This is a genomic window from Arthrobacter sp. NPDC058097, assembly GCF_042884885.1.
GTDB lineage: Bacteria > Actinomycetota > Actinomycetes > Actinomycetales > Micrococcaceae > Arthrobacter.
In genome coordinates this window covers 283,877-308,054 of the sequence record NZ_JBHVSZ010000002.1, presented here as the reverse complement: position 1 = coordinate 308,054, position 24,178 = coordinate 283,877, and the positions used below count along the sequence as shown (strand labels likewise).

The 24,178-nt window shown below is 66.8% G+C and carries 16 protein-coding genes; 2 read left to right on the top strand and 14 right to left on the bottom strand.

Annotated features, from left to right (window positions below; genetic code table 11):
- Positions 1-56: 56 nt before the first annotated feature.
- The 9 genes from ACFVTE_RS05305 to ACFVTE_RS05265 form a co-directional block, all read right to left on the bottom strand.
- Positions 57-785: an ABC transporter ATP-binding protein gene (locus tag ACFVTE_RS05305; protein WP_387097848.1), complete on the bottom strand. Its 729-nt coding sequence runs from the start codon at positions 783-785 to the stop codon at positions 57-59.
- Positions 786-788: 3 nt separating this feature from the next.
- Entirely contained in the window at positions 789-1,694 is a 906-nt protein-coding gene (locus ACFVTE_RS05300) for an ABC transporter permease (protein WP_387097845.1), read from the bottom strand.
- The gene (locus ACFVTE_RS05295) at positions 1,691-3,718 is read right to left on the bottom strand and encodes a glycosyltransferase (RefSeq protein ID WP_387097842.1); all 2,028 of its coding nucleotides are present in this window, start codon (positions 3,716-3,718) and stop codon (positions 1,691-1,693) included. Before ACFVTE_RS05295 ends, ACFVTE_RS05300 begins: the two co-directional genes overlap by 4 nt.
- Positions 3,715-4,899, bottom strand: a complete 1,185-nt coding sequence (glf, locus tag ACFVTE_RS05290) for a UDP-galactopyranose mutase (RefSeq protein ID WP_387097838.1) — start codon at positions 4,897-4,899, stop codon at positions 3,715-3,717. Before glf ends, ACFVTE_RS05295 begins: the two co-directional genes overlap by 4 nt.
- Positions 4,900-5,010: 111 nt before the next feature.
- The gene (locus tag ACFVTE_RS05285; RefSeq protein ID WP_387097835.1) at positions 5,011-6,189 is read right to left on the bottom strand and encodes a glycosyltransferase family 4 protein; all 1,179 of its coding nucleotides are present in this window, start codon (positions 6,187-6,189) and stop codon (positions 5,011-5,013) included.
- Positions 6,186-7,181, bottom strand: coding sequence for a Gfo/Idh/MocA family oxidoreductase (locus ACFVTE_RS05280; protein ID WP_387097832.1), 996 nt, complete (start codon positions 7,179-7,181; stop codon positions 6,186-6,188). Before ACFVTE_RS05280 ends, ACFVTE_RS05285 begins: the two co-directional genes overlap by 4 nt.
- On the bottom strand, positions 7,181-8,272 hold the full coding sequence (locus ACFVTE_RS05275) for a DegT/DnrJ/EryC1/StrS family aminotransferase (protein WP_331575918.1): 1,092 nt from the start codon (positions 8,270-8,272) through the stop codon (positions 7,181-7,183). The genes ACFVTE_RS05280 and ACFVTE_RS05275 overlap by 1 nt, the downstream gene beginning before the upstream one ends.
- A complete protein-coding gene (locus tag ACFVTE_RS05270; RefSeq protein ID WP_387097828.1) occupies positions 8,269-8,868 on the bottom strand; it encodes an acyltransferase in 600 nt (199 codons plus the stop codon). Before ACFVTE_RS05270 ends, ACFVTE_RS05275 begins: the two co-directional genes overlap by 4 nt.
- Before the next feature lie 67 nt (positions 8,869-8,935).
- Positions 8,936-10,225 (bottom strand): nucleotide sugar dehydrogenase, encoded by a 1,290-nt coding sequence (locus ACFVTE_RS05265; RefSeq protein ID WP_387097825.1) that lies wholly within the window; start codon positions 10,223-10,225, stop codon positions 8,936-8,938.
- A 238-nt stretch (positions 10,226-10,463) separates the two neighbouring features.
- On the opposite strand from ACFVTE_RS05265, the gene ACFVTE_RS05260 reads away from it, so the two are divergent.
- Positions 10,464-14,627, top strand: coding sequence for an FtsK/SpoIIIE domain-containing protein (locus tag ACFVTE_RS05260; RefSeq protein WP_387097822.1), 4,164 nt, complete (start codon positions 10,464-10,466; stop codon positions 14,625-14,627).
- On the opposite strand, the gene ACFVTE_RS05255 is transcribed toward ACFVTE_RS05260, so the two are convergent.
- Positions 14,624-15,121: a hypothetical protein gene (locus ACFVTE_RS05255; RefSeq protein ID WP_387097819.1), complete on the bottom strand. Its 498-nt coding sequence runs from the start codon at positions 15,119-15,121 to the stop codon at positions 14,624-14,626. The two genes, ACFVTE_RS05260 and ACFVTE_RS05255, sit on opposite strands and share 4 nt — an antisense overlap.
- A gap of 233 nt (positions 15,122-15,354) precedes the next feature.
- On the opposite strand from ACFVTE_RS05255, the gene ACFVTE_RS05250 reads away from it, so the two are divergent.
- Entirely contained in the window at positions 15,355-15,603 is a 249-nt protein-coding gene (locus ACFVTE_RS05250; RefSeq protein ID WP_003804966.1) for a WhiB family transcriptional regulator, read from the top strand.
- Positions 15,604-15,688: 85 nt separating this feature from the next.
- Here the strand turns inward: ACFVTE_RS05250 and ACFVTE_RS05245 are convergent, their stop codons facing one another.
- From ACFVTE_RS05245 to ACFVTE_RS05230, 4 genes are read right to left on the bottom strand one after another with little or no spacing between them, the layout of a single operon-like run.
- On the bottom strand, positions 15,689-17,158 hold the full coding sequence (locus ACFVTE_RS05245; protein WP_387097812.1) for a sensor histidine kinase: 1,470 nt from the start codon (positions 17,156-17,158) through the stop codon (positions 15,689-15,691).
- 36 nt (positions 17,159-17,194) lie between these two features.
- Positions 17,195-22,048, bottom strand: a complete 4,854-nt coding sequence (locus ACFVTE_RS05240; RefSeq protein ID WP_387098332.1) for an NAD-glutamate dehydrogenase — start codon at positions 22,046-22,048, stop codon at positions 17,195-17,197.
- 58 nt (positions 22,049-22,106) lie between these two features.
- Positions 22,107-23,453, bottom strand: a complete 1,347-nt coding sequence (locus ACFVTE_RS05235; RefSeq protein ID WP_387097809.1) for a CpaE family protein — start codon at positions 23,451-23,453, stop codon at positions 22,107-22,109.
- On the bottom strand, positions 23,450-24,094 hold the full coding sequence (locus ACFVTE_RS05230) for an SAF domain-containing protein (protein ID WP_387097806.1): 645 nt from the start codon (positions 24,092-24,094) through the stop codon (positions 23,450-23,452). The genes ACFVTE_RS05235 and ACFVTE_RS05230 overlap by 4 nt, the downstream gene beginning before the upstream one ends.
- Between the last annotated feature and the right edge of the window lie 84 nt (positions 24,095-24,178).

Below are 24,178 nucleotides of genomic sequence, written 5' to 3'. Positions count from 1 at the left end.
GCGGTGAAGCTTACGGCAGCAGTTGAAGCTTAGGGCAGTGCAGGTGTTGCGGGACTCTAGTGGCCGCGGAGCCGGCCGATCACATCGGCCACCGGGCCGTCCATGATGACCCGCCCGTGTTCCAGAAGCACTCCGCGGTCGCAGACATGGGCCACCAGATCGAGGTCGTGGCTCACCACCACCAGCGTCTTGCCGGCAGCGGCGAGTTCCTTGATCTTGGCGAGGCACTTCTTTTGGAACGGCTCGTCACCCACGGCGAGGATTTCATCGACCAGGAAGACGTCGGGGTCCGTGTGGACCGCCACCGAAAACGCCAGCCGGAGGTACATTCCCGAGGAATAGAACTTGACCTCGGTGTCGATGAACTCGCCGATCTCGGCAAACTCGACGATGGAGTCGAACTTTTCCTTGATCTGGGCCTCGGTCATCCCGAGGATCGCGCCGTTCAGGAAGACGTTGTCCCGCCCCGAAAGGTCAGGGTGGAACCCGGCGCCAACTTCAATCAGGCCGGCAACGCGGCCGCCGGTGCGTACCGTGCCGGAATCGGGGAGCATGACGCCGGAGATGTGCTTGAGCAGCGTTGACTTCCCGGAGCCGTTCAGTCCCAGCAGGGCCACCGTTTCGCCGTGTTCGACGTCGAGGGACAGGTCCCGGAGGGCATGGAACTTCTTCGACAGGTCACCTTTGCGGCCCCGCAGGAGCCACACGAGGGCTTCCTTGAGTGACCGGGTGTGCCGCAGGACGAACTGCTTGTTGATGTTGCGGATTTCAATTGCGGTGGTCAAGACTCACAGCTCCTGTGCGAAGCGGCCCTCGAGCCGCCGGAAAGTCCACTGGCCGAGGAAAAGGATGGCAAGCGAGACCAGCAGTCCCACGGGAACCCACACGGTGACCAGATTCGGCGGGCTTCCCTCTGCCCCTGCCGTCGTGGGCAGCCAGAAGGCATGGTGGAAACACTCCACCGCGATCGTGATCGGGTTGAGCTGGTAAACCGCGAACCACGTTTCGCCCGCCTTGTTCAGGACCATCCGCCAGGAGTACAGGACCGGGGCCACCCAGGTGGCAATCAGCAAAATCAGGTCGACCAGGTTCTCTGAATCGCGGAAGTACACGTTGACCGAGCCGAAGAAGAGGCCCAGACCGGTGGCAAGCAGCGCAATCATGACAAAGCCGGCGACAGCGGTGACCGCCTCCAGCGGGCCCGGACGCCAGCCGGTGAAGAGACAGGCCACCACCAGGACGAACAGCTGCGGAAAGAAATGGACCGCCGAGACCCACACCGAGGACACCGGGAACAGTTCCCTCGGCAGGTAGATCTTGTTGATCAGCCCGCTGTTGTTGACGATCGACCGTGTGGCCGTGCTCAGGGACTCCGTGAAGAAGTTGACCAGGATGATCCCGGAAAACAGGTAGACCGCGTAGTTGGGCAGTCCTCCCCTGTTGGTCGGGCTTTGCTCCAGTCCCAGGAAAACACCCAGGGCAATGTAGAAGGCAATGAACTGGACCCCGGGCTTAACGTAAGTCCACAGCAGTCCGAGGACCGAGCCCCGGTACCTGATCCTGAGCTCCTTGCGGACAAGGAGCTTCAGGAGGAACCGGGAACGGAACACGTCAACGAGCCCGTTCCCGGTCCCCGGCGCCACCAGTGCCCGGCCGGAGTCCTGTTGGGTAGGAGAGGTGCGTCCGTTTGTCACTGACCGGGCTTCTGCTGCTCAGCCTCGGAGCCGGAGTTGGCCGCGAAGGTCTTGCGCCAGGCATCCGGAGACGTGAAATTGGGCAGTTCCTTCTTGTAGGACGCGGAGAGCTCGTCCCACCGGGCCAGCACACGGGTGTGCAGGGCAAGGCTGCGCAGCAGCTCCTTGCGGAACCGGACATTGTCGCGGCGGTACCAGGACGCGCCCGTACCGTCGGAAGCCGACACCAGCGCTGAATCCAGGTGCGAAAGGCGCCACCAGCGGGCATCCGCCGCCGGTACCACTGCCTCGGGATGCTCTGCCGCGGCCGGGTCCACGGGGCGGAGCTGGCGGATCGCGCCGGACAGCGCACTGGACAGGGTCTGCGCGAAGTTCTTGGGGCGGGTGGGGACCATGCCGAACTTCGGCAGGTGCAGCCGCTTGACGGCGGGGAACTCGGTGATGTCCTTGCTGACCTGGGCATCCGGGAACTCCGAACGGACCTTGCGGATCTCGGGGAGCTTGCCGCCTATGGTCCGGTGCAGGTGCGAGGGCCCGTCCAGCAGGTCCTTGAGGGCCCGGTTCCTCAGTTCCACGGCCGAGTACTGGAGTGAAAGCAGGTGCCGGACGTCCTGGAGGAAGCTCTCGATGGGCAGACGGCCGCCCTTTTCGTACTGCGAGTACAGCATTGCCGCCACCCACCGGTTCCGCTGGTGGAAGTAGGCCTGCCAGTCGATGGTGTCGTCTTTTTCGGTCCAGGGCATGTGCCAGACAGCGGCGCCGGGCAGGCTCACCGTCGTGTAGCCGTTTGCCTTGGCACGGATGCCGTACTCGACGTCGTCCCACTTGATGAAGACGGGCAGGGCCAGCCCGATCTCCCGGATGATCGACGTCGGGATCAGGCACATCCACCAGCCGTTGTAGTCAACGTCGATCCGGCGGTGCATCCACGGGGTGGTGCGCAGGTTGCTGGAGGCAAAGTCGTGGGCGCTCTGCCCCTCGCCGATGGGCTGGTACTGGAACCGGTACTCGTTGATGCCTTCGCCGAAGTTGTGGATCACGGAGCGTTCAAAGAGGTTGAACATGTGGCCGCCGACGATGGTGGCGCTGCGGGTGAAGTCGGCGAAGTTGACCGCACGGAGGACGCCTTCGGTCTCCACGACGACGTCGTCGTCAAGGAGCATGACGTACTTGCTCTCGCCGCCCTCGACTGCCTCGTGCATGCCCCGGGCAAAGCCGCCGGATCCGCCGAGGTTGCCCTGCTCGACGAGCTTGAACTTGTCGCCGAGTACAGCCGCGGCTTCGTCGAACCCGGGCTCGTCGCGGACCTTCTGGTTGCCCTGGTCCGTGACGATGAGCCGGTCCATGACCGCCAGCAGATCCTCGGACTCGGCAAAGGTCCGCAGGTGCTTGACGCAGTAGTCCGGCCGGTTGAACGTGGTGACCGCAATGGACAGCGACCCGGGGGTGAAGCCCTCGGGCTGGGGAACAGACCAGTCGGCCTGCTTCAGCCTTACATCGGCGCCGTGGGCGACGAGGTCGAACCAGTACCAGCCGCCGTCGGCGAACGTGGTGAGTGAGAGGTCGCAGGTGGCCGTGGTGCCGCCCGTGACGTGGAGGCTCTGGACCCGGTTCGAGCTGCCGCGGGGGCTGGACTTGTAGACGATGACTGTCGCCTCGGCGTCCACCTCAATGCTCAGGCGGACCTGCTGCACGTCGGTGTGGGCACGCCAGTAGCTGGCCGGGAACGCGTTGAAGTACGTTCCGAAGGAAACGCGGCGGTGCGCGGGCAGCGACAGTTCGCGGCGCCCGAGGATGAAGTCCGAACGCATCTCACTGCGCTGGGACACCAGCGGAGAGGCTGCGCTGCGCTTGCTGCTGGTGTCCTGCGACTCCACCACACGGCGGGCGGCGTCGAAGTCGACATACAGCGGGAGTGTGTCGGTATCGCCGTCGACCGGGAAAACCACGCGGTGGACTGTCTTCCACACGGTCCCGTCAGTGCCCGGTTCGGTTCCCTGCCGGAACTCCGTCGCTACGCTCATGCGTCTACTCCTCCGCTTTCCAGCTTCGCACCGCCGCTGAAGTGCGGCTTGATCTTGTTGTCAAACATGCTCAGGGCCGATCCGATGGCCATGTGCATGTCGAGGTATTTGTAGGTTCCCAGCCGGCCGCCGAACAGCACGGAATCCTCGCCGCGGGCGAGGTCGCGGTAGGCCAGGAGCTTCTCGCGGTCGACGGCGGTGTTCACCGGGTAGTAAGGCTCGTCGCCCTTTTCGGCAAAGCGGGAGAACTCCCGCATGATGACCGTGGCGTCCTTCGTGTAGTCACGCTCGGGGTGGAAGTGCCGGAACTCGTGGATCCGGGTGTACGGGACTTCCTCGTCCGGGTAGTTCATGACCGAGCAGCCCTGGAAGTCCTCAATCGGAAGGACTTCTTCCTCGAGGTCGATCGTGCGCCAGGACAGGTCGCCCTCGGCGTAGTCGAAGTAGCGGTCGACGGGGCCGGTGTAGATGACCGGCACCTGGCCGCGCACGGCGTCCCGGCCGTATTCGCCGCCGTCGAAGAAGTCGGTGTTGAGGTGGACCTCGATGTTCGGGTGGTCGGCCATCCGCTCGATCCACGCGGTGTATCCGTCAACCGGCAGGCCTTCGTACGTGTCGTTGAAGTAGCGGTTGTCGTAGTTGTAGCGGACCGGAAGCCGGGAAATGATTTCCGCCGGCAGATCCTTGGGGTCGGTCTGCCACTGCTTGCCCGTGTAGTACTTGATGAACGCCTCGTACAGGGGCCGGCCGATCAGCTGGATGCCTTTGTCGTTGAGGTTCTGCGGATCGGTGCCGGCGAGTTCGCCGGCCTGCTCCTGGATGAGGGCGCGTGCCTCGCCGGGGCCCATGGAGGACCGGAAGAACTGGTTGATGGTGCCCAGGTTGATGGGCATGGAGTACACCTCGCCCTTGTGGCTGGTGTAGACCTTGTGCTGGTAGTTCGTGAACGCCGTGAAGCGGTTGACGTACTCCCAAACCCGCTCGTTGGAGGTGTGGAAGAGGTGGGCACCGTACCGGTGGACCTCGATGCCGGTCTTGGCCTCATTTTCGCTGTACGCGTTGCCGCCGATGTGGTGGCGGCGGTCCAGGACGGCGACCTTCAGCCCCAGCTCCGTGGCGGCGCGTTCCGCGATTGTCAGGCCAAAAAAACCCGAACCGACTACGACGAGATCAGCGTTCACAACTCTCCTGTGTGTTTTGGTGGCAGGGTTCAGCAGCCCTATCTGCCGGGTCTAGACTACCCGAAGTTAAAAAGCGTCCCCTATTCCGGGGCGGCCGGCGCATGCCGCAAACTATGCCTTCGACGGAACGGCGGCGAGCACTTCAGCGGCGGCATGCTGCCCTGACGTTGCCAGCGACGCATGCTGCAATACCCAGCCTGCCCTGGCGTCCCGGCCGTCCGCGTTGCCGCCGGTTTTTTCACCGGCCGCCACCCGGCACATCGCTGCTGCGACGCTGTCCACGTCGTAGTTGGCCGCTTCGCCGAGTCCGTTGCCGGACACGAGCGCCGCGCCCTCCCCCGTTCCGGCGAAGACCACGGGCGTCCCGCAGCCCGCGGCGGCATAAATCTTGGTGGGCTTGGCAAAGTCGTAGCCCTGGCCCGGTTTGATGCTGACCAGGGCCGCGGCGGCTCCCCGGATCCAGCGGGCCGCGTCGGCGGGCGGAATGACGCCGCCGAACGTCACGCGGCCGGGCGCTGTTACCTCTGCAAGCTCCCTGAGGTGGGGCTCGTCGGCGCCCTGGCCGAAGAACCTGATGCTGGCACCGGGGTGCTCGGCAAGCACGGCAGGGAGGGCGCGGATGAAGATGTCGGCACCCTGCCACTCGGACATGGTTCCGGTGTACACGAAGTACGGTCCGTCTGACCCGGCGGTCTCCCCCTCGGGCCCGAAGACCGAGGTGTCAATACCGTTGCCGACCACGGTGATGCGGTTCCGCGGAACGCCGAACTGCTCGACCTTCTGTGCCACGGCGTCCGAAATGGCGATGACCCTGGCCGCCCTGCGCAGCGCAAACCCCTCGGCGGCCCGCATGACCCGGATGACGACGGCGGGAACGTCCGTGGCGGACAACGCTTCGGTCCAGATGTCCGCGGCATAGTAGACAAACGGCCTGCACCGCAGCGCCGATGTCAGCGCCACCACCACGCCGGTGGTGGGCGGCGGCTCTGACACGACGACGTCCGCCGGCGAAAACAGCAGCCGAAAGAAGGCAGGCACATCAAAGCTCATGTACTGCACGTAGCCGCGCACGTTTCCCCCGGCGTCCCGCAGAACGGGCCACCGGGAGACCTTGTACCGGGGCTTGAACGCCGGCGATCCCTTGGGCGGCCTGGTGGTGACGACGCTAACGTCGGCACCCTTGGCCGCCAGACCGTCCACGAGGGCTTTCAGCCGGAACGAGGCCGCGCCCACTTCCGGCGTGAAGAGCCGTGTTGCTACGGTGACCCTGACAGGTCGGTTTTCACTCACGAAGCAGCAATCTTCACGATCTGCCGGTTGGTGGCGGACTCCAGCACGGCTTCGGCCACACGGAGGGTGTCCAGGCCTTCGCGCATGGTGACGACGTCGCTGCGCAGTCCGAGAACGGCATCGCGGAACGCTTCGTGTTCGGTGCGCAGCGGTTCCGGCTTGGGGATGGCGAGCCGGGTGACGTTGCCTTCGGAAACGCCCCGGAACGCGGCCATGGACTCCCATTCGGTGGCGACGGTGCCGTTCTCGAAGAACGTCAGGTCGGCCGTGATGGTGTCTGCCACGAAGGCGCCCTTTTCACCGGTGACGATGGTGAGGCGTTCCTTCATCGGCGAGAGCCAGTTGACCAGGTGGTTGGTGATGACACCGTTGCCGAGCTGTCCTGTCGCGGCGACCATGTCCTCGTGCGGGCGGCCGCTGCGGGTGGTGGTGCGGGCGAAGATCGACTCGAAACGGCTCTGTGCCAGCCATGCGGTCAGGTCGATATCGTGTGTTCCGAGGTCCTTGACCACGCCGACGTCGGCGATCCGGGCCGGGAAGGGGCCCTGGCGGCGGGTGGCGATCTGGTAGACGTCGCCGAGCTCGCCCGCTTCGATCCGCTTGCGCAGCGACTGCAGTGCCGGGTTGAACCGTTCGATGTGGCCGACGGCGCCGACGAGCCCCTTGGCTTCGAAGGCGTCGACGAGGCGCTGGCCGGCCTCCGCGCTGGAGGCGATCGGCTTCTCCACCAGGGTGTGGACGCCGGCGTCGGCCAGGGCGAGTCCGACTTCCTCGTGCAGTCCGGTGGGCACAGCCACCACTGCCATGTCGATCCCGGCGGCAATGAGCTCGTCCACGTTCGACAGGACGTCCAGCTGGCCGGCAACGCCGTGCGGGTCGCCGTAGGAGTCGGCGACGGCGACCAGGTCGACGCCGTCGAGTTCCCGCACCACGCGCGCGTGGTGGCGGCCCATCATGCCCAGGCCGATAAGGCCGACGCGCAGGTTAGCCATCAGGCACCTGCCTGGACGAGCTTGTTGACCGCAGTGACGATGCGGTCCAGGTCGTTCTGGCTCAGGGACGGGTGCACCGGCAGGGAGAGGACTTCCTTGGCAGCGGTTTCCGTGTTCGGCAGGTCCTCAGTGCGGTTGAACGAGGGCAGGCGGTGGTTCGGAACCGGGTAGTACACGCCGGTGCCGATGTTGTATTCCTCGCGGAGTGCCTTGGCCAGTCCGTCACGGTCCTCGGGCACACGGATCGTGTACTGGTGGTAGACGTGGGACGCGCCCTCGGCAACCTTCGGCGTGCCGACGCCCTGGAGGTTGGCGGTCAGGAAGGCGGCGTTCTGCTGGCGCTGCTCGGTCCAGCCGAGGACCTTCTTGAGCTGGACCCGGCCGATGGAGGCGTGCAGATCCGTCATCCGGGCGTTGAAGCCCACGAGTTCGTTTTCGTACTGCTTTTCCATGCCCTGGTTCCGCAGCAGGCGCAGGTTCCGCTCCACACCGGCGTCGGGGGTGGAGACCATGCCGCCCTCACCGGAGGTCATGTTCTTCGTGGGGTACAGGCTGAACATGGCGAACTTGCCGAACGTTCCGACCTTCTGGCCGTTGAAGCTGGCCCCGTGGGCCTGGGCGGCGTCCTCGTACAGGTCGATCCCGCGCTCTGCGGCGAGCTTTCCGAGACCCTCGACGTCGAACGGGTGGCCGTACAGGTGCACCGGCATGATGCCCTTGGTCTTGTCCGTGATCAGCGAGGCGACGTGGTCCACATCCAGGGTGTAGTGGTCCAGTTCGATGTCGGCAAACACCGGGGTGGCCCCGGCCAGCGCCACGGAGTTGCCGGTGGCGGCAAAGGTGAACGAGGGAACGATGACTTCGTCGCCTGCCTTCACGCCGGCGGCCAGGAGCCCCAGATGCAGGCCCGACGTGCCGGAGTTCACGGCCACGGAGGAGCGGCCGTCGAGTAGAACCTCGGAGAATTCCTTCTCGAATTCGGCGACCTGCTGGCCCTGGGCCAGCATTCCGGTGGCCAGAACGGCGTCGACGGCGGCCCGCTCGTCGTCGCCGATGATCGGCTTCGCAGCGGGGATAAAGTCGTAGCTCATGCGTTCTCCTCAGACTCTTTCAGGGAATTTCCGTCTTCAATGTATTTGGCGCCGGTGGCGGGGCAGACCCAGAAGCCGCCCTCCTGGCGCAGCGGCTCGCCGGCCTTGCCCACCCAGCCAAGCCGCTTGGCGGGGACACCGGCCACCAGGGCAAAGGCCGGCACATCCTTGGTGACGACGGCGCCAGCCGCAACCGTGGCCCAGCGCCCCACCGTCAGCGGGGCAACGCACACGGCGCGGGCACCGATGGATGCGCCGTCTTCGATGGTCACGCCCACCGGGGTCCAGTCGTGGGCGCTCTTGAGGGATCCGTCGGGGCTGACCGACCGCGGGTAGGTGTCGTTGGTCAGGACCACGGCCGGACCGATAAAGACACCCTTGCCGAGCTTGGCCGGCTCGTACACCAGGGCGTAGTTCTGGATCTTCGTGTTCTCGCCGATCTGCACGCCGGTGCCGACGTAGGCGCCGCGTCCCACGATGCAGTTTGCGCCGAGGTTCGCCTGTTCGCGCACCTGGGCCAGGTGCCAGATCTTCGTTCCCTCGCCGAGGATGGCCTGGTCCGAAACGTCGGCGCTTGGAGCAATGGTCGTCGTCATACTTAGGTTCCTCTCAGAAGTGCCGCTGCGGCCTGGCCGCAGCGGTAAAGGCTGCCGCGAAGCGCTCTCAGGCCTTGCCGATAACGCGGTAAACGACGCCGTCCCACTGGTCGGCGGAGCTCACCCGGCGGCCGTCGATGAAGGCCTTGATGCCGGGCAGGTCAGCCGGGGACAGCGTACGGTATTCGGCGTGGTCGGCCTGGACGACGGCTGCGTCAACGGGCTCGCCCACGTGGTACGCGGTGAAGCCGAGCTTCTCGAGTTCGGCGTCCGTGTAGAGCGGATCGTGGACGGTCACCACGGCGCCGCGCTTTTCGAGGCTGGTGACGGCGTCGAAAACGCCGGAGAACGCCGTCTCCTTCACACCGCCGCGGTAGGCGGCGCCCAGCACCACCACGCGGGCATCGGTGAGGTCGCCGTAGGCACCTTCGAGCAGGCCCACCGTGTAGTCCGGCATGTCCGCGTTGGCGGCACGGGCGGCCCGGACCACCGTCGCCTCGGGGTCGTTCCAGAGGTACAGGCGCGGGTACACCGGGATGCAGTGGCCGCCGACGGCGATGCCGGGCTGGTGGATGTGGCTGTAGGGCTGGGAGTTGGAGGCCTCGATGACCTGGTAGATGTCAATGCCCGCGGTTCCGGCGAACCGGGCGAACTGGTTGGCCAACCCGATGTTTACGTCGCGGTATGTGGTCTCAGCGAGCTTGGCCAGCTCGGATGCCTCGGCGGATCCCAGGTCCCACACGCCGTTCGGCCGGCGAAGGTCGGCACGCTCGTCGAAGTCCAGCACGGCTTCGTAGAACTCGACGGCCTTGGCCGCGCCGGCCTCGGACAGGCCGCCCACCAGCTTGGGGTACTTGCGCAGGTCCTCGAAGACCCGCCCGGTCAGTACGCGTTCCGGGGAGAAGACGAGGTGGAAGTCCTGGCCTTCAACCAGCCCGGAGCCTGCCTCGAGGGCGGGCTTCCAGCGCGTGCGCGTGGTTCCCACCGGCAGGGTCGTTTCATAGGACACCAGGGTGCCCGGGGTCAGGTGCTTGGCCAGCTCGGCGGTGGCGCCGTCCATCCAGCCGAAATCAGGCTTCGCGTCGGCGTCCACGAACAGCGGGACAACCAGTACGACGGCGTCGGCGCCGGGAACAGCCTCGGCATAGTCCGTGGTGGCGCGCAGCTTGCCCGCCGGCACCAGCTCGGAAAGTTTCTCCTGCAGGTGGGCCTCGCCCGGAAACGGCTCGGTCCCCGCGTTGATAAGCTCCACGACCTGCTGGTTCACGTCGACGCCGACGACGTCATGGCCCTTGGAAGCAAACTGGACAGCCAGCGGCAGTCCGATTTTTCCCAACGCAATTACAGCAATCTTCACGAGTCAGAAGCCTTTTCTCTCAGGACTGGCAGGCGGCAGCCACGCTGCCACACCCGGTTTTGCTTAACACTATCCGCTGACCGGACCTTACGCCGATTCCGCGAGCGCGCGGGCGTCGCACTCCCCGGCGCTCCGGAGAGCCCGCCCGGGTTATCCACATGGACGAATTCACGCATCCGTTCCGGCCGCGGCGTCACTAGCGTGGTGCCCAGGTTTTCCCGAAGTACGGAGGTCGCCGGTGCAGCTGCAGTGCACGCTGGTCCGCGCGCCCGGGGCCGTTTCGGCCGGGTCCGGTTCTCCTGCCGGTCCGGTCGAGCTGACGGTGGCGGCCCCGGACGGCTGCCCTGGGGCAGACCTGGAGGAAGAGCTTCGGCGCAGTTTCGGGACGCGCGGCCTGACTGTTGCCGGCCTGCCGCTCAGGGGGCTGACGCTCGGCAGGCCGCCCCTGGTCAACGGGGCTGTCCTGGTGGACGGCCACGCCGGCGGCGCCGGCTCCGGGCCCGGAGCTGCCGCCGGGCCGCCGGCGGCCGTGGTCCTCGCAGTGGACAGCGGCCCCGCGGCAGGGACTGTTCTTCCGCTGCGCCGGGGAACCTACCGGATCGGCCGGACCAACGTCGAGCTGACCATTCCCGATGCGGATCTCTCCCGCGAGCACGCCAGAATTGAGGTTTCGGACACGGCCCTGACCCTTGTGGACCTCGGCAGCATCAACGGAACCGAGGTGGACGGCAAACGGGTATCCAAAACGCCCGTCGCCATCGGTTCCCGCATCCGCTGCGGCAACTCCTCCATGTCGGTCGTGCTGGCTACGCCGGCAGAGGCAGGCGATGCTGACCTGGGATTTGCCGGGAGCCCCGTGGCGGAGCCGCTGACCGTGCGGCGCCCGGCCGCGCCGGCGGGCCGGTCCGTGCTGATTCTTGGGGCTATTCTCCCCGTGCTCATGGGGGTGGGGCTGGCGCTGGCGACGGGGTCGTGGATGTTTCTGGCCTTCACAGCGGTCTCGGCAGTGACACTCCTTGTCCCCGTGGCGTCGGGCTCCCGGCAGCGCCGTGAATTAAGCTCGGCAGTCGCGGCGGCAGCTGAGCAGGACCTGGATCGACGACGGCGGTCGGCACCGTCCGCTGCCGTCCTTGCGCTGGGCGCCGCATTTCCCGGGGGGAGCCCCGCCGGCACCGGCCGGAGCCCGTGGGTGTCCACGGAAATTCCCGGGCCGAGGCCTGGGCCCGGCGTCTGGCTCCGTCTCGGCCTGGCCGATCAACCGGCCAACATACGCCTCGAACCGGATCAGCCGGGCTTCAGACCCCCTCGGCTCGGGGCAGTGCCGCTGCTCCTTGACCCGGGCCACGCGGTCGTTTCCGTCCGGGGTCCGGAAGCGGAAGTTCTGGGCCTGGTCCACTCGTTCCTCATGCAGCTGACCGGGTATCCGCTGGCCAGGGGTACCCGGATCGCGGTCCACGGGCCGGCTTCCGCCCTGCCGCTCGCGGCGCGGTTCCTTCCCGGCGTTTCACTCCATTCACGGATTCCGGACACCATGGCGGCCCTGACGGACAGGTCCGGATGGAAGGAAGTGTCCCGTGTCCTGTTGCTGTTCGGCGGCACAGGATCCCACGAAACAGGATTCGCCGGAACAGCAGACGGCACACCCGAGGCCGGCATCATCGCAGCCGCGCGCCGGCTGGGCTGGCGGGTAATCCATCTGGCGGGCCGGCGACAGCAGCCGGCGGAAACCGACATTGAGCTCGGCGAGCGCGGCGCCGTGCTTCGGACCCACGATGCACCTCACCGCTTCGTGGCAGACCTGGTGCCGTCCGGTGTTTTCGACCGGTACTGCCGGGCGTACCGGCAGTCCCTCCCTGGCGTGCCGGCCGACTCGCAAACCGTGCCTGCCCGCTGCGGGCTCGGCGATCTCCTCGACCAGTCGGCAGTTGCAACGGCCAAACGCTGGGCGGCAGGCCGGCTGGAGCCGGGACTCACAGTTCCCCTGGGCCGCACGGCCAGGGGCGTGCGCGTCCTCGACCTTGAAGCAGACGGCCCCCACGTCCTCGTTGCGGGCACCACGGGTTCCGGGAAGTCCGAGCTGCTCCGCACCATGACCGCCGGGCTCGCGCTGTGCTATCCGCCGGACCGCGTCAATGTCCTCTTCTTCGACTTTAAGGGCGGTTCCGGACTCGGTCCGCTGACCGACCTCCCGCACTGCGTCGGCATGCTGACTGACCTTGCCGGCAGCCAGCTCGAGCGCACGATTGTGTCACTGCGGGCGGAGGTCCGCAGGCGTGAGCAACTGCTGGCCGCAGCACACGCCCCGGATCTGGCCGCCTATCGTGTCTTGCCCTCCGGCGGTCCGCCGCTCCCCCAACTGGTCCTCATCATCGACGAGTTCCGGATGCTCGTCGAGGAAGCCCCCGCGACCCTGACCGAGCTGATGAGGATTGCGGCCATAGGCCGGTCGCTGGGCATCCACCTGATCATGGCCACCCAGCGCCCGCAGGGGGCCCTCACGGCGGACATCCGCGCGAACGTCACAACGAGCATCGCCCTCCGGGTGCAGTCCGCGCACGAATCAACCGATGTGGTCGGCACCAATGCGGCCGCGGCGATACCCGTCAACCTGCCCGGCCGCGCCTACCTGGCCAGGGGCGGCGAAGCTGCCGAGGAGTTCCAGTCGGCATCAATTGGCCCCGCTACCGACGAGGACTCTGCGTCTTGCCGCGTCAGGGTGCTTGAGACCACGGCGGCCCTGGCGATGCAGCCTTCCGTCTACGGCACCCGTACTCCACCGGAAACCCCGTCGGACGCTGCCAGGCCAGTGGTGGAGCTGGCCACCTCCCTGTGGACCGGGATGGGCGGTTCCCCGGCCCGCCGTCCAGTGGCGCCGCCGCTGCCGGACATGCTGGCCGGCCCAGCGGACGTGGCCGCACTCACCGCAGATGGCCGTGCCCCGGAAGGCACCGTTCCGGCAGGCGCTGCCCCTGCCGACAGCATGTCGGGAGCGGACGGAGACTGGGCTGTAGGGCTGGGCCTCCTGGACCTGCCCGAGGAGCAACGGCTCGCCGCTCTCACGTGGCGGCCCGGCGCTGAGGGGCATCTGGCGGTGATCGGCGCCGGATCCCGTGACGCAGCCCACGCCATGTCGACGGCCATGCATCAGCTCCTGTCCCATCCCACGGAATGCCACTTCTATGTCCTCGATGCGGACGGGTCCCTGACGGGCCTGGCCGGCGCGCAACGCACCGGTTCCTTTGTGAACCTCCACGACGTCCGCCGCGGCGTGCGTCTCCTGGAACGCCTTGCGGCAGAAATGTCCCAGCGTCTCAACCGGCTCCCGGCGGCCTCCGGTCCACCACTGGTGCTGGTCATTTCAGGCTGGGGCTCCTGGCTGTCCGCCCTCCGCGCCGGCCCTCTCACCCGCGCCGAAGACCATCTCCAGGACATCGTCCGGGACGGCCGCCCTGCCGGAATCACCGTAGTGGTCTCCGGCGACCGCGAACTCGTGACGTCCCGGTTCTTTCCGGCCATCCCCAACCGCATCTACTGCCCGCGGGGCGCCAGCGCCGAAAGCAGGCTGGTATGGCCCACGATGCCCGCGGTTCCGGCGGTCCCGGGCCGCGCCGTCGCATGGGGTGCTCTGTCGGCCGGGCGCCAGGCGGTCTGCCAGCTCTATGCCCCGGGACGTGGACGTGCCGGATGCGGCAGGAGCACGATTCTCAGCAACCCGATGCAGGGTCCGGTGCGGGTCAAGCCCTTCCGGGTGGATCCCCTTCCGGCGCGGCTCTCTGTGGCGGATGTGCTGTCCCGGATGCGCGGAACCGAGGGGGCAGCCCAGCCGGTTCGTCCGGCCGTCCGGCGCCTGGTGGTCGGCGTGGGAGGGGACGAACCCGCCCCTGCCGACGTGCGCCTGCCGCAGGGCGCTGTCCTCGCCGTGCTGGGCAGCGCCGGTTCGGGCAAGTCATCCTTCCTGGCCTCCCTGCCGGCGCTGAACCCGTTGGTGTCCGGGTGGCTGCGCCCCGGTCCGGTGGCGAGTCCTGGAGACTTCTGGACCAATATCCACCGCGATGCCGTGGAAGGCCGTCTGCCGGGGGACGCCATCCTCCTGGTAGATGACGCCGACATGCTGCCGGCCTCCTCCCAACAGCACCTGGTGGAGCTGAACAGCCGGGGCTGGGCGGTAATTTTCTCAGCCGCGTTCAGCCAGTCGCTGATGCAGCGGGTCCCCCTCGCGCTGGCAGCCCGCAGTGGCGGCAGGGGCTTCCTCATTGCGCCCCGCAGTCCGCTTGACGGCGACATCTTCGGCCTGCGGATTGAGCCGGACTCCCATCCCCCGCCGGGACGCGCACTGCTCGTGGCCGACGGCGCTGCAATGCCCGTCCAGCTGGCAGCGGCCGATGATGTCAGGGGGCTCTAGAGTGCCGGCGGATCGGAAGCGGCGCGGGAGGCGAAGCGAATCACGCGTTTGTCGAACAGCAGAACGATGGCCGTGGCGGCGGGGATCAGCATCGCGGCGCCGGCCAGCGGGAGTCCGCCGGTCAGCGTGGGGAAGCCAATGGTCAGCACGAATAGCTGGGCCACCAGCGCCCCCGCCCTCGGCCAGCGGAAACCACGGAACAGAAACACGGCAACGGCATACAGCCAAGCCGCGAACGCCAGCAGCAGGCCGAGGGTGAAAACAGCACCCCAAAACGACATGACAGGCGCACCGCTGGCCAGTTGGAATCCGTACCAGCCTGCTGCGGCGAGCAGGGCCGTGGCTTCAGCTGCCACTATCCCGGAGATCACGGCGACGGCGCGGGGACGGTCGGGCCCGGAAGAAACTGCTCCTGCTATGTCCCGGTCCTCCGGAGTACCGGTGTTTCCAGCATCATCGGACGGGCCGGACGGGTCTTTTGGGGGTCTTGACACACTGGCACACTACCCGACATAGTCGACACACGGCGGGGTAGCCCGCTGATGTGATGCATCGCTCACGTTTCTAGGGTATTTCGTGGCCCCCTACCCCTTGTTTACACAGCGTTAACATGAAACGCTTGATCCAGATGACCAAGGGGGCCCTGCAGGGCCCCTTTCCTATGTAAGCCCTAGTGAATATTTTCACAAAGGCTATTGACTTACCAGGAATGGAGTGACTGATCAGCATGGATTGGCGTAATCGCGCGGCCTGCCTCGACAAGGACCCGGAGCTGTTTTTCCCCGTAGGCAACACTGGCCCCGCGCTCTTGCAGATCGAAGAAGCCAAGAGCGTCTGCCGCCGGTGCCCTGTCGTTGACACCTGCCTGCAGTGGGCGCTGGAGTCCGGACAGGATGCCGGCGTGTGGGGCGGCATGAGCGAGGACGAGCGCCGTGCACTGAAGCGCCGGGCCGCCAGGGCCCGCCGCGCTTCCTGATACGGCACAAAGCACCAGAGCAGTAAACGCAGAGCGAAAGGCGACGGCCGCGGACCCGAGGTCCGCGGCCGTCGCCTTTTTTGTTTTATCGGCTCGCCAGGCTCAGGACAATCTGCACCGCAGTGCCGCCGCCATCCCGGGGCTTCCACTGGATGGTGCCGCCGAGTTCGCTGGTGACCAGCGTCCGGACAATCTGAAGACCGAGGCCCTCCACGTGCGGCGTCTCCGGCAGGCCAACACCGTCGTCCGCTACGGTGACTGTGAGCAGCTCCTCGCCGTCGTCACCTTCCGAGCGGTCGGCAAGCAGCCACACGGTGCCGGTGCGTCCCTCCAGCCCGTGCTCGACGGCGTTGGTGACAAGCTCGTTGATGACCAGCGCCAGCGGCGTCGCGAAGTCGCTGGGAAGCTCGCCGAACAACCCGGACCGCTGCGTCCGCACCTGCTGGGACGGTGAGGCAACTTCCGCGGAAAGGCGGAACTGCCGTCCGATGAGCTCATCGAAGTCGACACTTTGGGTCAGCCCCTGCGAGAGCGTCTCATGTACGAGGGCAATCGTTGCCACGCGCCGCATGGCCTGTTCGAGGCCCTGCTTTGCCTCGTCGCTGACCATGCGGCGGGACTGCATGCGCAGCAGTGCGGCAACGGTCTGCAGGTTGTTCTTGACCCGGTGGTGGATTTCACGGATGGTGGCATCCTTCGTCACCAGCTCCATTTCGCGGCGGCGCAGTTCCGACACGTCACGGCAGAGCACGAGCGCACCGAAGCGCTGCTGCTCGTCGCGGAGCGGGATGGCACGCAGCGACAGGCTCACGCCGCGGGATTCAATCTCGCTGCGCCACGGCATTCGCCCGGTGACAACGAGCGGCAGCGTCTCGTCCACCATGCGGCGGTCCTTCAGCAGGCCCGCCGTGACCTCGGCCAGCGAGCGCCCCTCGAGTGATTCGCCGTCGCCGAGGCGCCGGAATGCGGAGACCCCGTTCGGGCTGGCGTACTGGACGATCCCCTCGGCGTCGAGACGGATCAGGCCGTCGCCCACGCGCGGGGCGCCGCGGCGGGAGCCGGTCGGCGAGGCGAAGTCGGGCCAGAGACCCAGTGTGCCCATGCGCAGCAGGTCATAGGCACACTGGCGGTAGGTCAGCTCCAGCCTGGACGGCATGCGCGAGCTCGAGAGGTCCATGTGGGAGGTGACCACCGCCAGCGTCCGGCCGTTCCTGACCATCGGCACCGCCTCGACCCGCAGCGCCATGTCGCTGCTCCAGTTCGTCTCGCTGGAACGCTCAATGGTGCGGCTCTCCCACGCCTTGTCCACCAGCGGCTGCAGGTCCGACCGGATGCCCTCCCCGACGAAGTCGGCGTGGAACACCGTATGCGTCGTGGAGGGCCGGACGTGTGCCAGGGCAACGTACCCGTGCTCCGGATGGGGGAACCACAGTGCCAGGTCGGCAAACGCGAGGTCGGCCACCATCTGCCAGTCGCCCACCAGGAGGTGCAGCCACTCGGCATCCCCCGGCCCGAAATCAGCGTGTTCCCTGATGGGGTCCGTAAAGATTGCCACTGCACCTCCAGTTTTTCGACGGCGGGACCGAATGTCCTAGCGTCGGACGATTGACCTCAGGAGCCTCAATGCTACCGAGAGCGAGGCCATGTCGTCCGCTTCGAGGGCATTGACCTCATCGAACATGCTCTTGGCGCGGCCCAAGTGTTCCGCGTTCAGCTGCTCCCAGGCCTTGAGCCTGTCCTCCGCCGGCGACCCTCCGTCGGTCGAGTCCAGGACCGCCGTCGTCATGTCGGAGACCGTCGAGTAAAGGTCATCGCGCAGCGCGGCACGGGCCAGGGCCTGCCAGCGGTCCGCCCGGGGCAACGAACTGATCCGCTCCAGCAGTGAGTCCACGTGGAACCGGTTGAACACCGTGTAGTAGACGTGGGCGATGTCCTCCACCGGCTCCTTGCGGCTGTGCGCGATTTTCGCGATGTCCAGCAGGACAAAGCTCTCAAACAGCTCGGCCCAGCGGTGGCCCAGATCCTCGGGCAGGCCCCAGGACCGGGCCTTTTCAAGCCAGGAAGCCACGCGCTCACGGTCGTCGCCGCGCAGGTAGTCCAGCAGCCGGGCCCGCATGGGTTCCATCGGCGGCTTGAACTCGGCGACAATGTCGGCGATGGGCCGTGACGCGCTGCCCTGGGCCAGGACCCACCGCACCGCGCGGTCCAGCAGCCGCCGGATATCGAGGTGGACAGTGCTCCAGTGCTCAGTGGGGAACGACGCCGGAAGCTCGTTGAGCTCGGACACCATGACGTCGAGTTCGTAGATTTCCCGCAGTGCCACGAACGCCTTGGCGACAGCCACCTCGCTCGCCGAGGTCTCCTCCATGGTCCGGAAGGCAAACGTGATGCCGCCCAGGTTGATCATGTCGTTGGCCACGACCGTTGCGATGATTTCCCGGCGCAAGGGATGGGTGTCCAGTTCGGCGTCGAATTTCTCCCGCAGCTGCACGGGGAAGTACTGCCGGAGCGTCGCACGGAACCACGGGTCGTCGGCCAGGTCGCTGTCGCGCAGGGCCGTGGCCAGTTCAATCTTGGCGTAGGCGGCCAGCACCGACAGCTCGGGGGACGTGAGGCCCTGCCCCTGTTCCAGGCGCTCGCGCAGAACAGCGGTGGAGGGCAGCGCCTCCAGGTCACGGTTCAGGTCCGCCGTCTTCTCCAGCCAGTCCATCAGCCGCTCGTAGCTCGGGCTCCATTCGGCAACCTTTTGCCGGTCGTTCAGGAGCAGGATGTTCTGGTCGATGTTGTCTTCCAGAACCAGGCGTCCCACCTCGTCGGTCATGGCCGCAAGGAAATCCGAGCGCTCGGCGGCGTCGAACTTGCCGGCGGCCACCATCCGGTCCACGAAGATCTTGATGTTGACCTCATGGTCGGAGCAGTCCACGCCGGCGGAGTTGTCGATGGCATCGGTGTTCAGGATGACGCCCTGCAGCGCCGCTTCGATGCGGCCGCGCTGCGTCATGCCGAGGTTTCCGCCCTCGCCCACGACCTTGACGCGAAGGTCGCGGCCGTCCACCCGGATGGCGTCGTTGGACTTGTCGCCCACCATGGCGTGCGTCTCCGAACTTGCCTTCACGTAGGTGCCGATGCCGCCGTTGTACAGCAGGTCGGCCGGGGCCAGCAGGATGGCGCGCAGGAGTTCGGGCGGGCTGAGCTGGGTCGTGTCCTCAGGCAGGCCAAGAGCGGACCGGACCTGCGGCGAGACCGGGATGGACTTCGCCTGACGGGGGTAGACGCCGCCGCCTTCGCTGATCAGGCTCTTGTCGTAGTCGTCCCAGGACGACCGGGGCAGCTCGAACAGGCGTTGCCGCTCCGCGTAGGAGCTTGCCTCGTCCGGGTTCGGGTCGAGGAAAATGTGCCGGTGGTCAAACGCCGCGAGCAGCCGGATGTGCTTGGACAGGAGCATTCCGTTGCCGAAGACGTCCCCGGACATGTCGCCGACGCCGACTACGGTGAAAGGCTCGGACTGCGTGTCCAGGTCCAGCTCGCTGAAGTGCCGCTTGACCGACTCCCAGGCACCCCGGGCGGTGATGCCCATGGCCTTGTGGTCGTACCCCACCGAACCGCCGGAGGCGAAGGCGTCGCCCAGCCAGAACCCGTAGTCGGCGGCCAGGCCGTTCGCAATATCAGAGAAGGATGCCGTGCCCTTGTCGGCAGCGACCACCAGGTAAGAGTCGTCGCCGTCGTGCCGTACAACGCCCGACGGCGGGACGAGCCGTTCGCCGTCGGCTCCCGTCACAAGGTTGTCCGTGACGTCCAGCAGTCCCCGTATAAACGTCTTGTAGCTTTCGATGCCCTCCGCCATCCAGGCCGACCGGTCCTTCGCGGGATCCGGCAGCCGCTTGGCGAAGAAGCCACCCTTGGCGCCCGTTGGAACGATCACGGCATTCTTGACTGTCTGTGCCTTGACCAGGCCCAGGATCTCCGTCCGGAAGTCTTCCCGCCGGTCCGACCAGCGGAGCCCGCCCCGGGCCACCTTGCCGAAGCGCAGGTGAACGCCCTCCACCCGGGGGGAGTAAACCCAGATTTCGAACATGGGCCGCGGGAAGGGCAGCCCTTCGATGGCTGAGGGGTTGAGCTTGAAGCTCAGGTGCGGCTTGTCCTGGTAGAAGTTGGTGCGCAGCGTTGATTCGATCAGGTTCGTGAACGTCCGTACCACGCGGTCGGCGTCCAGGGTAGCGACATTATCGATCGACGCCGCCAGCTCAGCACGGACCTTTTCCTGCCGTTCGGTCCGCTCCAGCTCGGTCAGCGCGGGATCGAAGCGTGCCTCAAACAGGGCACTGAGCCCGCGGGTGACCTCCGGATTGGCCAGCAGGGTGTCGGCCATGAACTCAAACGAGTTGGTGTTGCCCATTTGCCGCATGTACTTTGCGTACGCCCGCAGCACGATGACCTGCCGCCATGTCATGCCCTCGCGAAGCACCAGCCGGTCAAAGCTGTCGGATTCGACGGCACCGGAGACGGCCGCGCCGAAGGAATCCGCCAGCAGCCGGCCCGTGGACACCGGGTCCACGCCGGCGGGGTACTTCAGTCCGAGGTCGTAGAGGAAGAAGTCCCGGCGGTCGGCGGTCTCGATCTCGAACGGCCGCTCGTCCAGTACTTCCAGCCCCAGGTTGTGGAAGTAGGGCAGGATCTGGCTCAGGCTCTTCGGCTCCAGCATGTACAGCTTGACCCTGGCGTCCTCCTCGAGGGTGGCGCCTGCGCCTTCGGGAAGGTAGACATGGACTCCCGGCCGCTCCTGCCGGGCGCCGGCCACGCGTTCGGCTTCGGCCCCGTACTGTTCAAACCGGGCAATGTCCTCGAGGGCATCTTCAATTTCGTAGTCGACGCGGTAGCTGGCGGGGAAGGCCTCGGCCCAGATGGCTGCCAGTTCATTGGCACCGTCGTCGGCGCCGCGCTCGCGGAGTACCTCGGCGATCCCTTCACTCCACGACCGGGCGGCACGGACCAGCCGCTGTTCCAAGGCATCGGTGTTGACGTGGCTGACGTCCGCGCCCTTGGGCAGGCGGATCCGGAAGAACAGGCGGGCGAGGGCGGATTCGGTCATCCTCGCCTCATAGTCGATGGACTCGGCGCGGAAGGTCTCGCGGAGTTCCTGCTCGATCCTCAGCCGGACGTTGGTGGTGTACCGGTCGCGGGGGAGGTAGACGACCGCGGACATGAAGCGTCCGTAGATGTCCGGCCGGAGGAAGAGCCGGGTCCGGCGCCGTTCCTGCAGCCGCTGGATTCCCATTGCCGTCGCGGCAAGGTCGGGAACTTCAATTTGGAAGAGCTCGTCGCGGGGGTACGTTTCCAGGATGCCCAGCAGGTCCTTCCCGGAGTGCGAGTCCGGGGGGAAACCGGCGCCGCGCAGCACGGCCTCGACCTTTTCCCGGACAATCGGGATATTGCGCACGGAGTCGGTGTAGGCGCTGGTGGCAAACAGTCCGATGAAGCGCTGTTCGCCGTTGACATTGCCCGCGGCATCGAAGCTTTTCACGCCGATGTAGTCCAGGTAAGCGGGCCGGTGAACAGTTGAGCGGGAATTTGCCTTGGTGATGACGAGGGCACGCTTTTCGCGGGCCTTGCGCCGGCCCGCGTCGGTGAGGTGCTGCACCTGGTGGGTATCGTGGTGCGCCCGCAGCAGGCCCAGGCCACTGTCCTCGCGCAGTTCCAGGACATCCTCGCCTTCCTCGTTGACCAGGTCGTATTCCCGGTAGCCGAGGAAGGTGAAGTTGCCCTCGTCCAGCCAGCGCAGCAGGTCCTGGGCCTGGCGCAGCTCTGCGATCTGCGTGGGATGCGCCACCTTGTCCAGATCCTTGGCGATCTGCAGTGCCTTGTTGCGCATTTTCGGCCAGTCCTCGACGGCGGCCCGAACGTCTCCGAGGACCCGTTCCAGCCCTTCCTGCAGCTGCCCGGCGGCTTCGTCACTGGCGCGGCCGATCTCGACGGCAATCCAGGACTCCATGTGGGACGCGTTGTCGCCCTGGGCAATCAGGTGGGACAGGACGGGCAGTGCCGCGGTGTCACCGCTGGAGAAGCCGATGCTGGACGGGACCCTGTCCACCTTGACAAGCTCGTTGGTTTCGCGGTTGCGCGTGACCACGAACATCGGGTGCTGCACGAGGTGGATGGCCGAATTCTGGCGGACCAGCTCGGCGTTAACGGAATCCACCAGGAAAGGCATGTCGTCGGTGACGATGTAGACAACGCTGCGGTCGCCCTCGGGAACGATGGAGATGTTGGCAGTCCCCGGCCGGCGTTCAAAACCGACTGCGCGGTGGGTCTCGGCCCGGGCCTGCAGGAGCTCATGCGGATAAGCGCGCGCATCCTCCTCCGCCAGATGCTCGTAGTAGTCCGCAAAGAAGCCTTCCTCGGCTCCGATTGAACGGGACTGATCCTCCACGCTGGACCCAGACGACATCGACACACGCCTCCATCACACAGTTTGCGGCTGCTTCCTTGCAGCCCTCACCGTGAGCCTAGTCCGTCAGTCTCCGCCTTGCTGTGGAAGAGAACACAGAGGATCGGCGTTTTTGCTGGACAGGTGCACAAACGATTTCCGCGATGGCCGCCCGAAGCCGGGATTCCGGTGCCGATTCGAGCAGTAGCGAGCCGGACAGCAGCGCCGCGTCGGTTGCGTCGGGATCCCACGGCAGGAAGGCCTTAATGCCCGACGCCGGGCCGAACCGGTCCCATGCCTCGCGGAGCTGACGTTCCGGGGAACGGCCCACGGCCGAGGCCCGCACTTTGTTGAGCACCACCTCGGGACTGACCCCCGGCAGCGAGCCTTCGAGCTCCCCCAGCCCCCTGACAAGGCGGGGAACACCGATGGGGTCCGCTGACCCAACGGCGATCACCGAATCGGCCAGCTCAAGGCTCCTGAGCGTGGCGGCGTTGCGCCGCGGCGCCATGGTGTCGAAGCTCAGCTCCTCGTCGGCCTCAAGGCAAAACCCGGTGTCGACCACAATGACGTCGGCCATCTCACGCGCCCGGCCCAAAACAAGCGCGAGCGCGGCCGCGCGCAGCTCGGTCCAGCGGTCAGCCCGGGTTATTCCGGTCAGTACCCGGAAAGTCCCGCTCGTGGCTGTCACCGGAACGGCGATGCGAAGCAGCGCTTCCCGGTCCAGCAGTCCCTGGTCAGCCAGCCGGCAGGCCTGGGCCAGACCCGCCGCTTCGTCGAGTAGCCCGAGGACGCCGGCGACGCTGGCCCCATAGCTGTCGGCGTCAACCAGCAGAACTGACTTGCCTTGCGCAGCGAGTTCCCCTGCGATGTTGACGGCAACCAGTGTCCTGCCAGGCGCGCCGGCCGGCCCCCACACCGCCAGGACCCTGCCGGTTCCGGCCTGCGCGGGCTCCGGTTCGGCGTCGACAGCCTCCGGGCGAAGGGCCGCGCCGGCATCGGCGAAGCCCGTGCTGTAGGCGGGACCCGTGCTGTAAGCGGAGCCGGCGGCGGGATTCAGCCCTGCTGCCCCCGGACCGGCATGCCTGCTGACGGCGTCGGCGATACTCTCCGCCAGTGCCGTGGATGCAACGCTCGAAGGCGCCGCCGTGACTCCGATGCCGCGGAGCCTCAACCGTTCCTCGGGGCTGTCAGTCAGGGCAATGATGACCACGCCCACGGCGGCGAGCCTGTCCACCAGCGTGGCAGTCAGGTCCGGACTTCCCTCGGCAACAACGGCGGCCCGGGCCAGCCCGCTTTGGCAGGCGGCCAGCAGCTCCGCGAGCTCCGCGCAACGCCGGACCACAGTGACTGGACCGTGGAGCCGCTCGAGTCCGCCAACCAGATCCTCCTGCGACTCACCGACGGTGACTACGGGGATGCTCACTTGGTGGCCCCGCCGGGATTCCACACCACGGAGATTTTGGCCTCGTTAGCCTGCGCGCCGAGGAGCGAGGCCATCTGCCCGTCCCCCACCAGGACCATCAGGACGGTGGATTTCGAAGCCCCGAGAGCGGTGGATCCTTGTGAGACCTCTGCGATCTCCGCACCGGGTAGCAGCAGCTTTGGTTCGGCAAAGCCGTTCCGGGCGTCAGGCATGGAGACCCAGACGTCGACCCGGGTTCCTGCCACCGCCTGTTCCGGCAGGGCCTCCTGGACGGTGACAGCCACCGGCTTTCGGTCCAGTGCATCGACGCTGCCCAGGCTTTCCCGGGGAACCAACTGGTCCTTGGCGATCCGCTGGACGGCCACCTGGCCTTCGGGAATACCGGACTCCGCCGTGACATAATGCGCCTCGACGTCGCCCAGGCGCACCTTGACCCGGCTGATGTTTTCCGGCGTGAGTTTCTGGCCAACGGCGATTGGCTCACGGGCGGCAAATACCTCGGTGGTGCGGTCCGCATTGCCGACGAGGGCAACGACTCCGACGACGGAGGCGAGGACCAGGAGCACACCCACCACGAGCCTCGGATCCTTCCAGGAAGGCTTCTTCAGCCGGGCTCCGGTGGCCGCCGTGCTTGCACTCATGCGTACTGCTCCCCCTTGACGCCTTGGCGCTTCAGTCGCGCCGGTCAGGAACATTGTTACGGCATTCCTGCTCCATCGGAAAGG

What these genes read in the sequence shown, in the direction of transcription:
- ACFVTE_RS05295 (WP_387097842.1), bottom strand. Translation starts at nt 3,718, where the DNA reads ATGAGCGTAGCGACGGAGTTCCGGCAGGGAACCGAACCGGGCACTGAC.
- ACFVTE_RS05280 (WP_387097832.1), bottom strand. Translation starts at nt 7,181, where the DNA reads ATGGCTAACCTGCGCGTCGGCCTTATCGGCCTGGGCATGATGGGCCGC.
- ACFVTE_RS05275 (WP_331575918.1), bottom strand. Translation starts at nt 8,272, where the DNA reads ATGAGCTACGACTTTATCCCCGCTGCGAAGCCGATCATCGGCGACGAC.
- ACFVTE_RS05270 (WP_387097828.1), bottom strand. Translation starts at nt 8,868, where the DNA reads ATGACGACGACCATTGCTCCAAGCGCCGACGTTTCGGACCAGGCCATC.
- ACFVTE_RS05250 (WP_003804966.1), top strand. Translation starts at nt 15,355, where the DNA reads ATGGATTGGCGTAATCGCGCGGCCTGCCTCGACAAGGACCCGGAGCTG.
- ACFVTE_RS05240 (WP_387098332.1), bottom strand. Translation starts at nt 22,048, where the DNA reads ATGTCGTCTGGGTCCAGCGTGGAGGATCAGTCCCGTTCAATCGGAGCC.
- ACFVTE_RS05230 (WP_387097806.1), bottom strand. Translation starts at nt 24,094, where the DNA reads ATGAGTGCAAGCACGGCGGCCACCGGAGCCCGGCTGAAGAAGCCTTCC.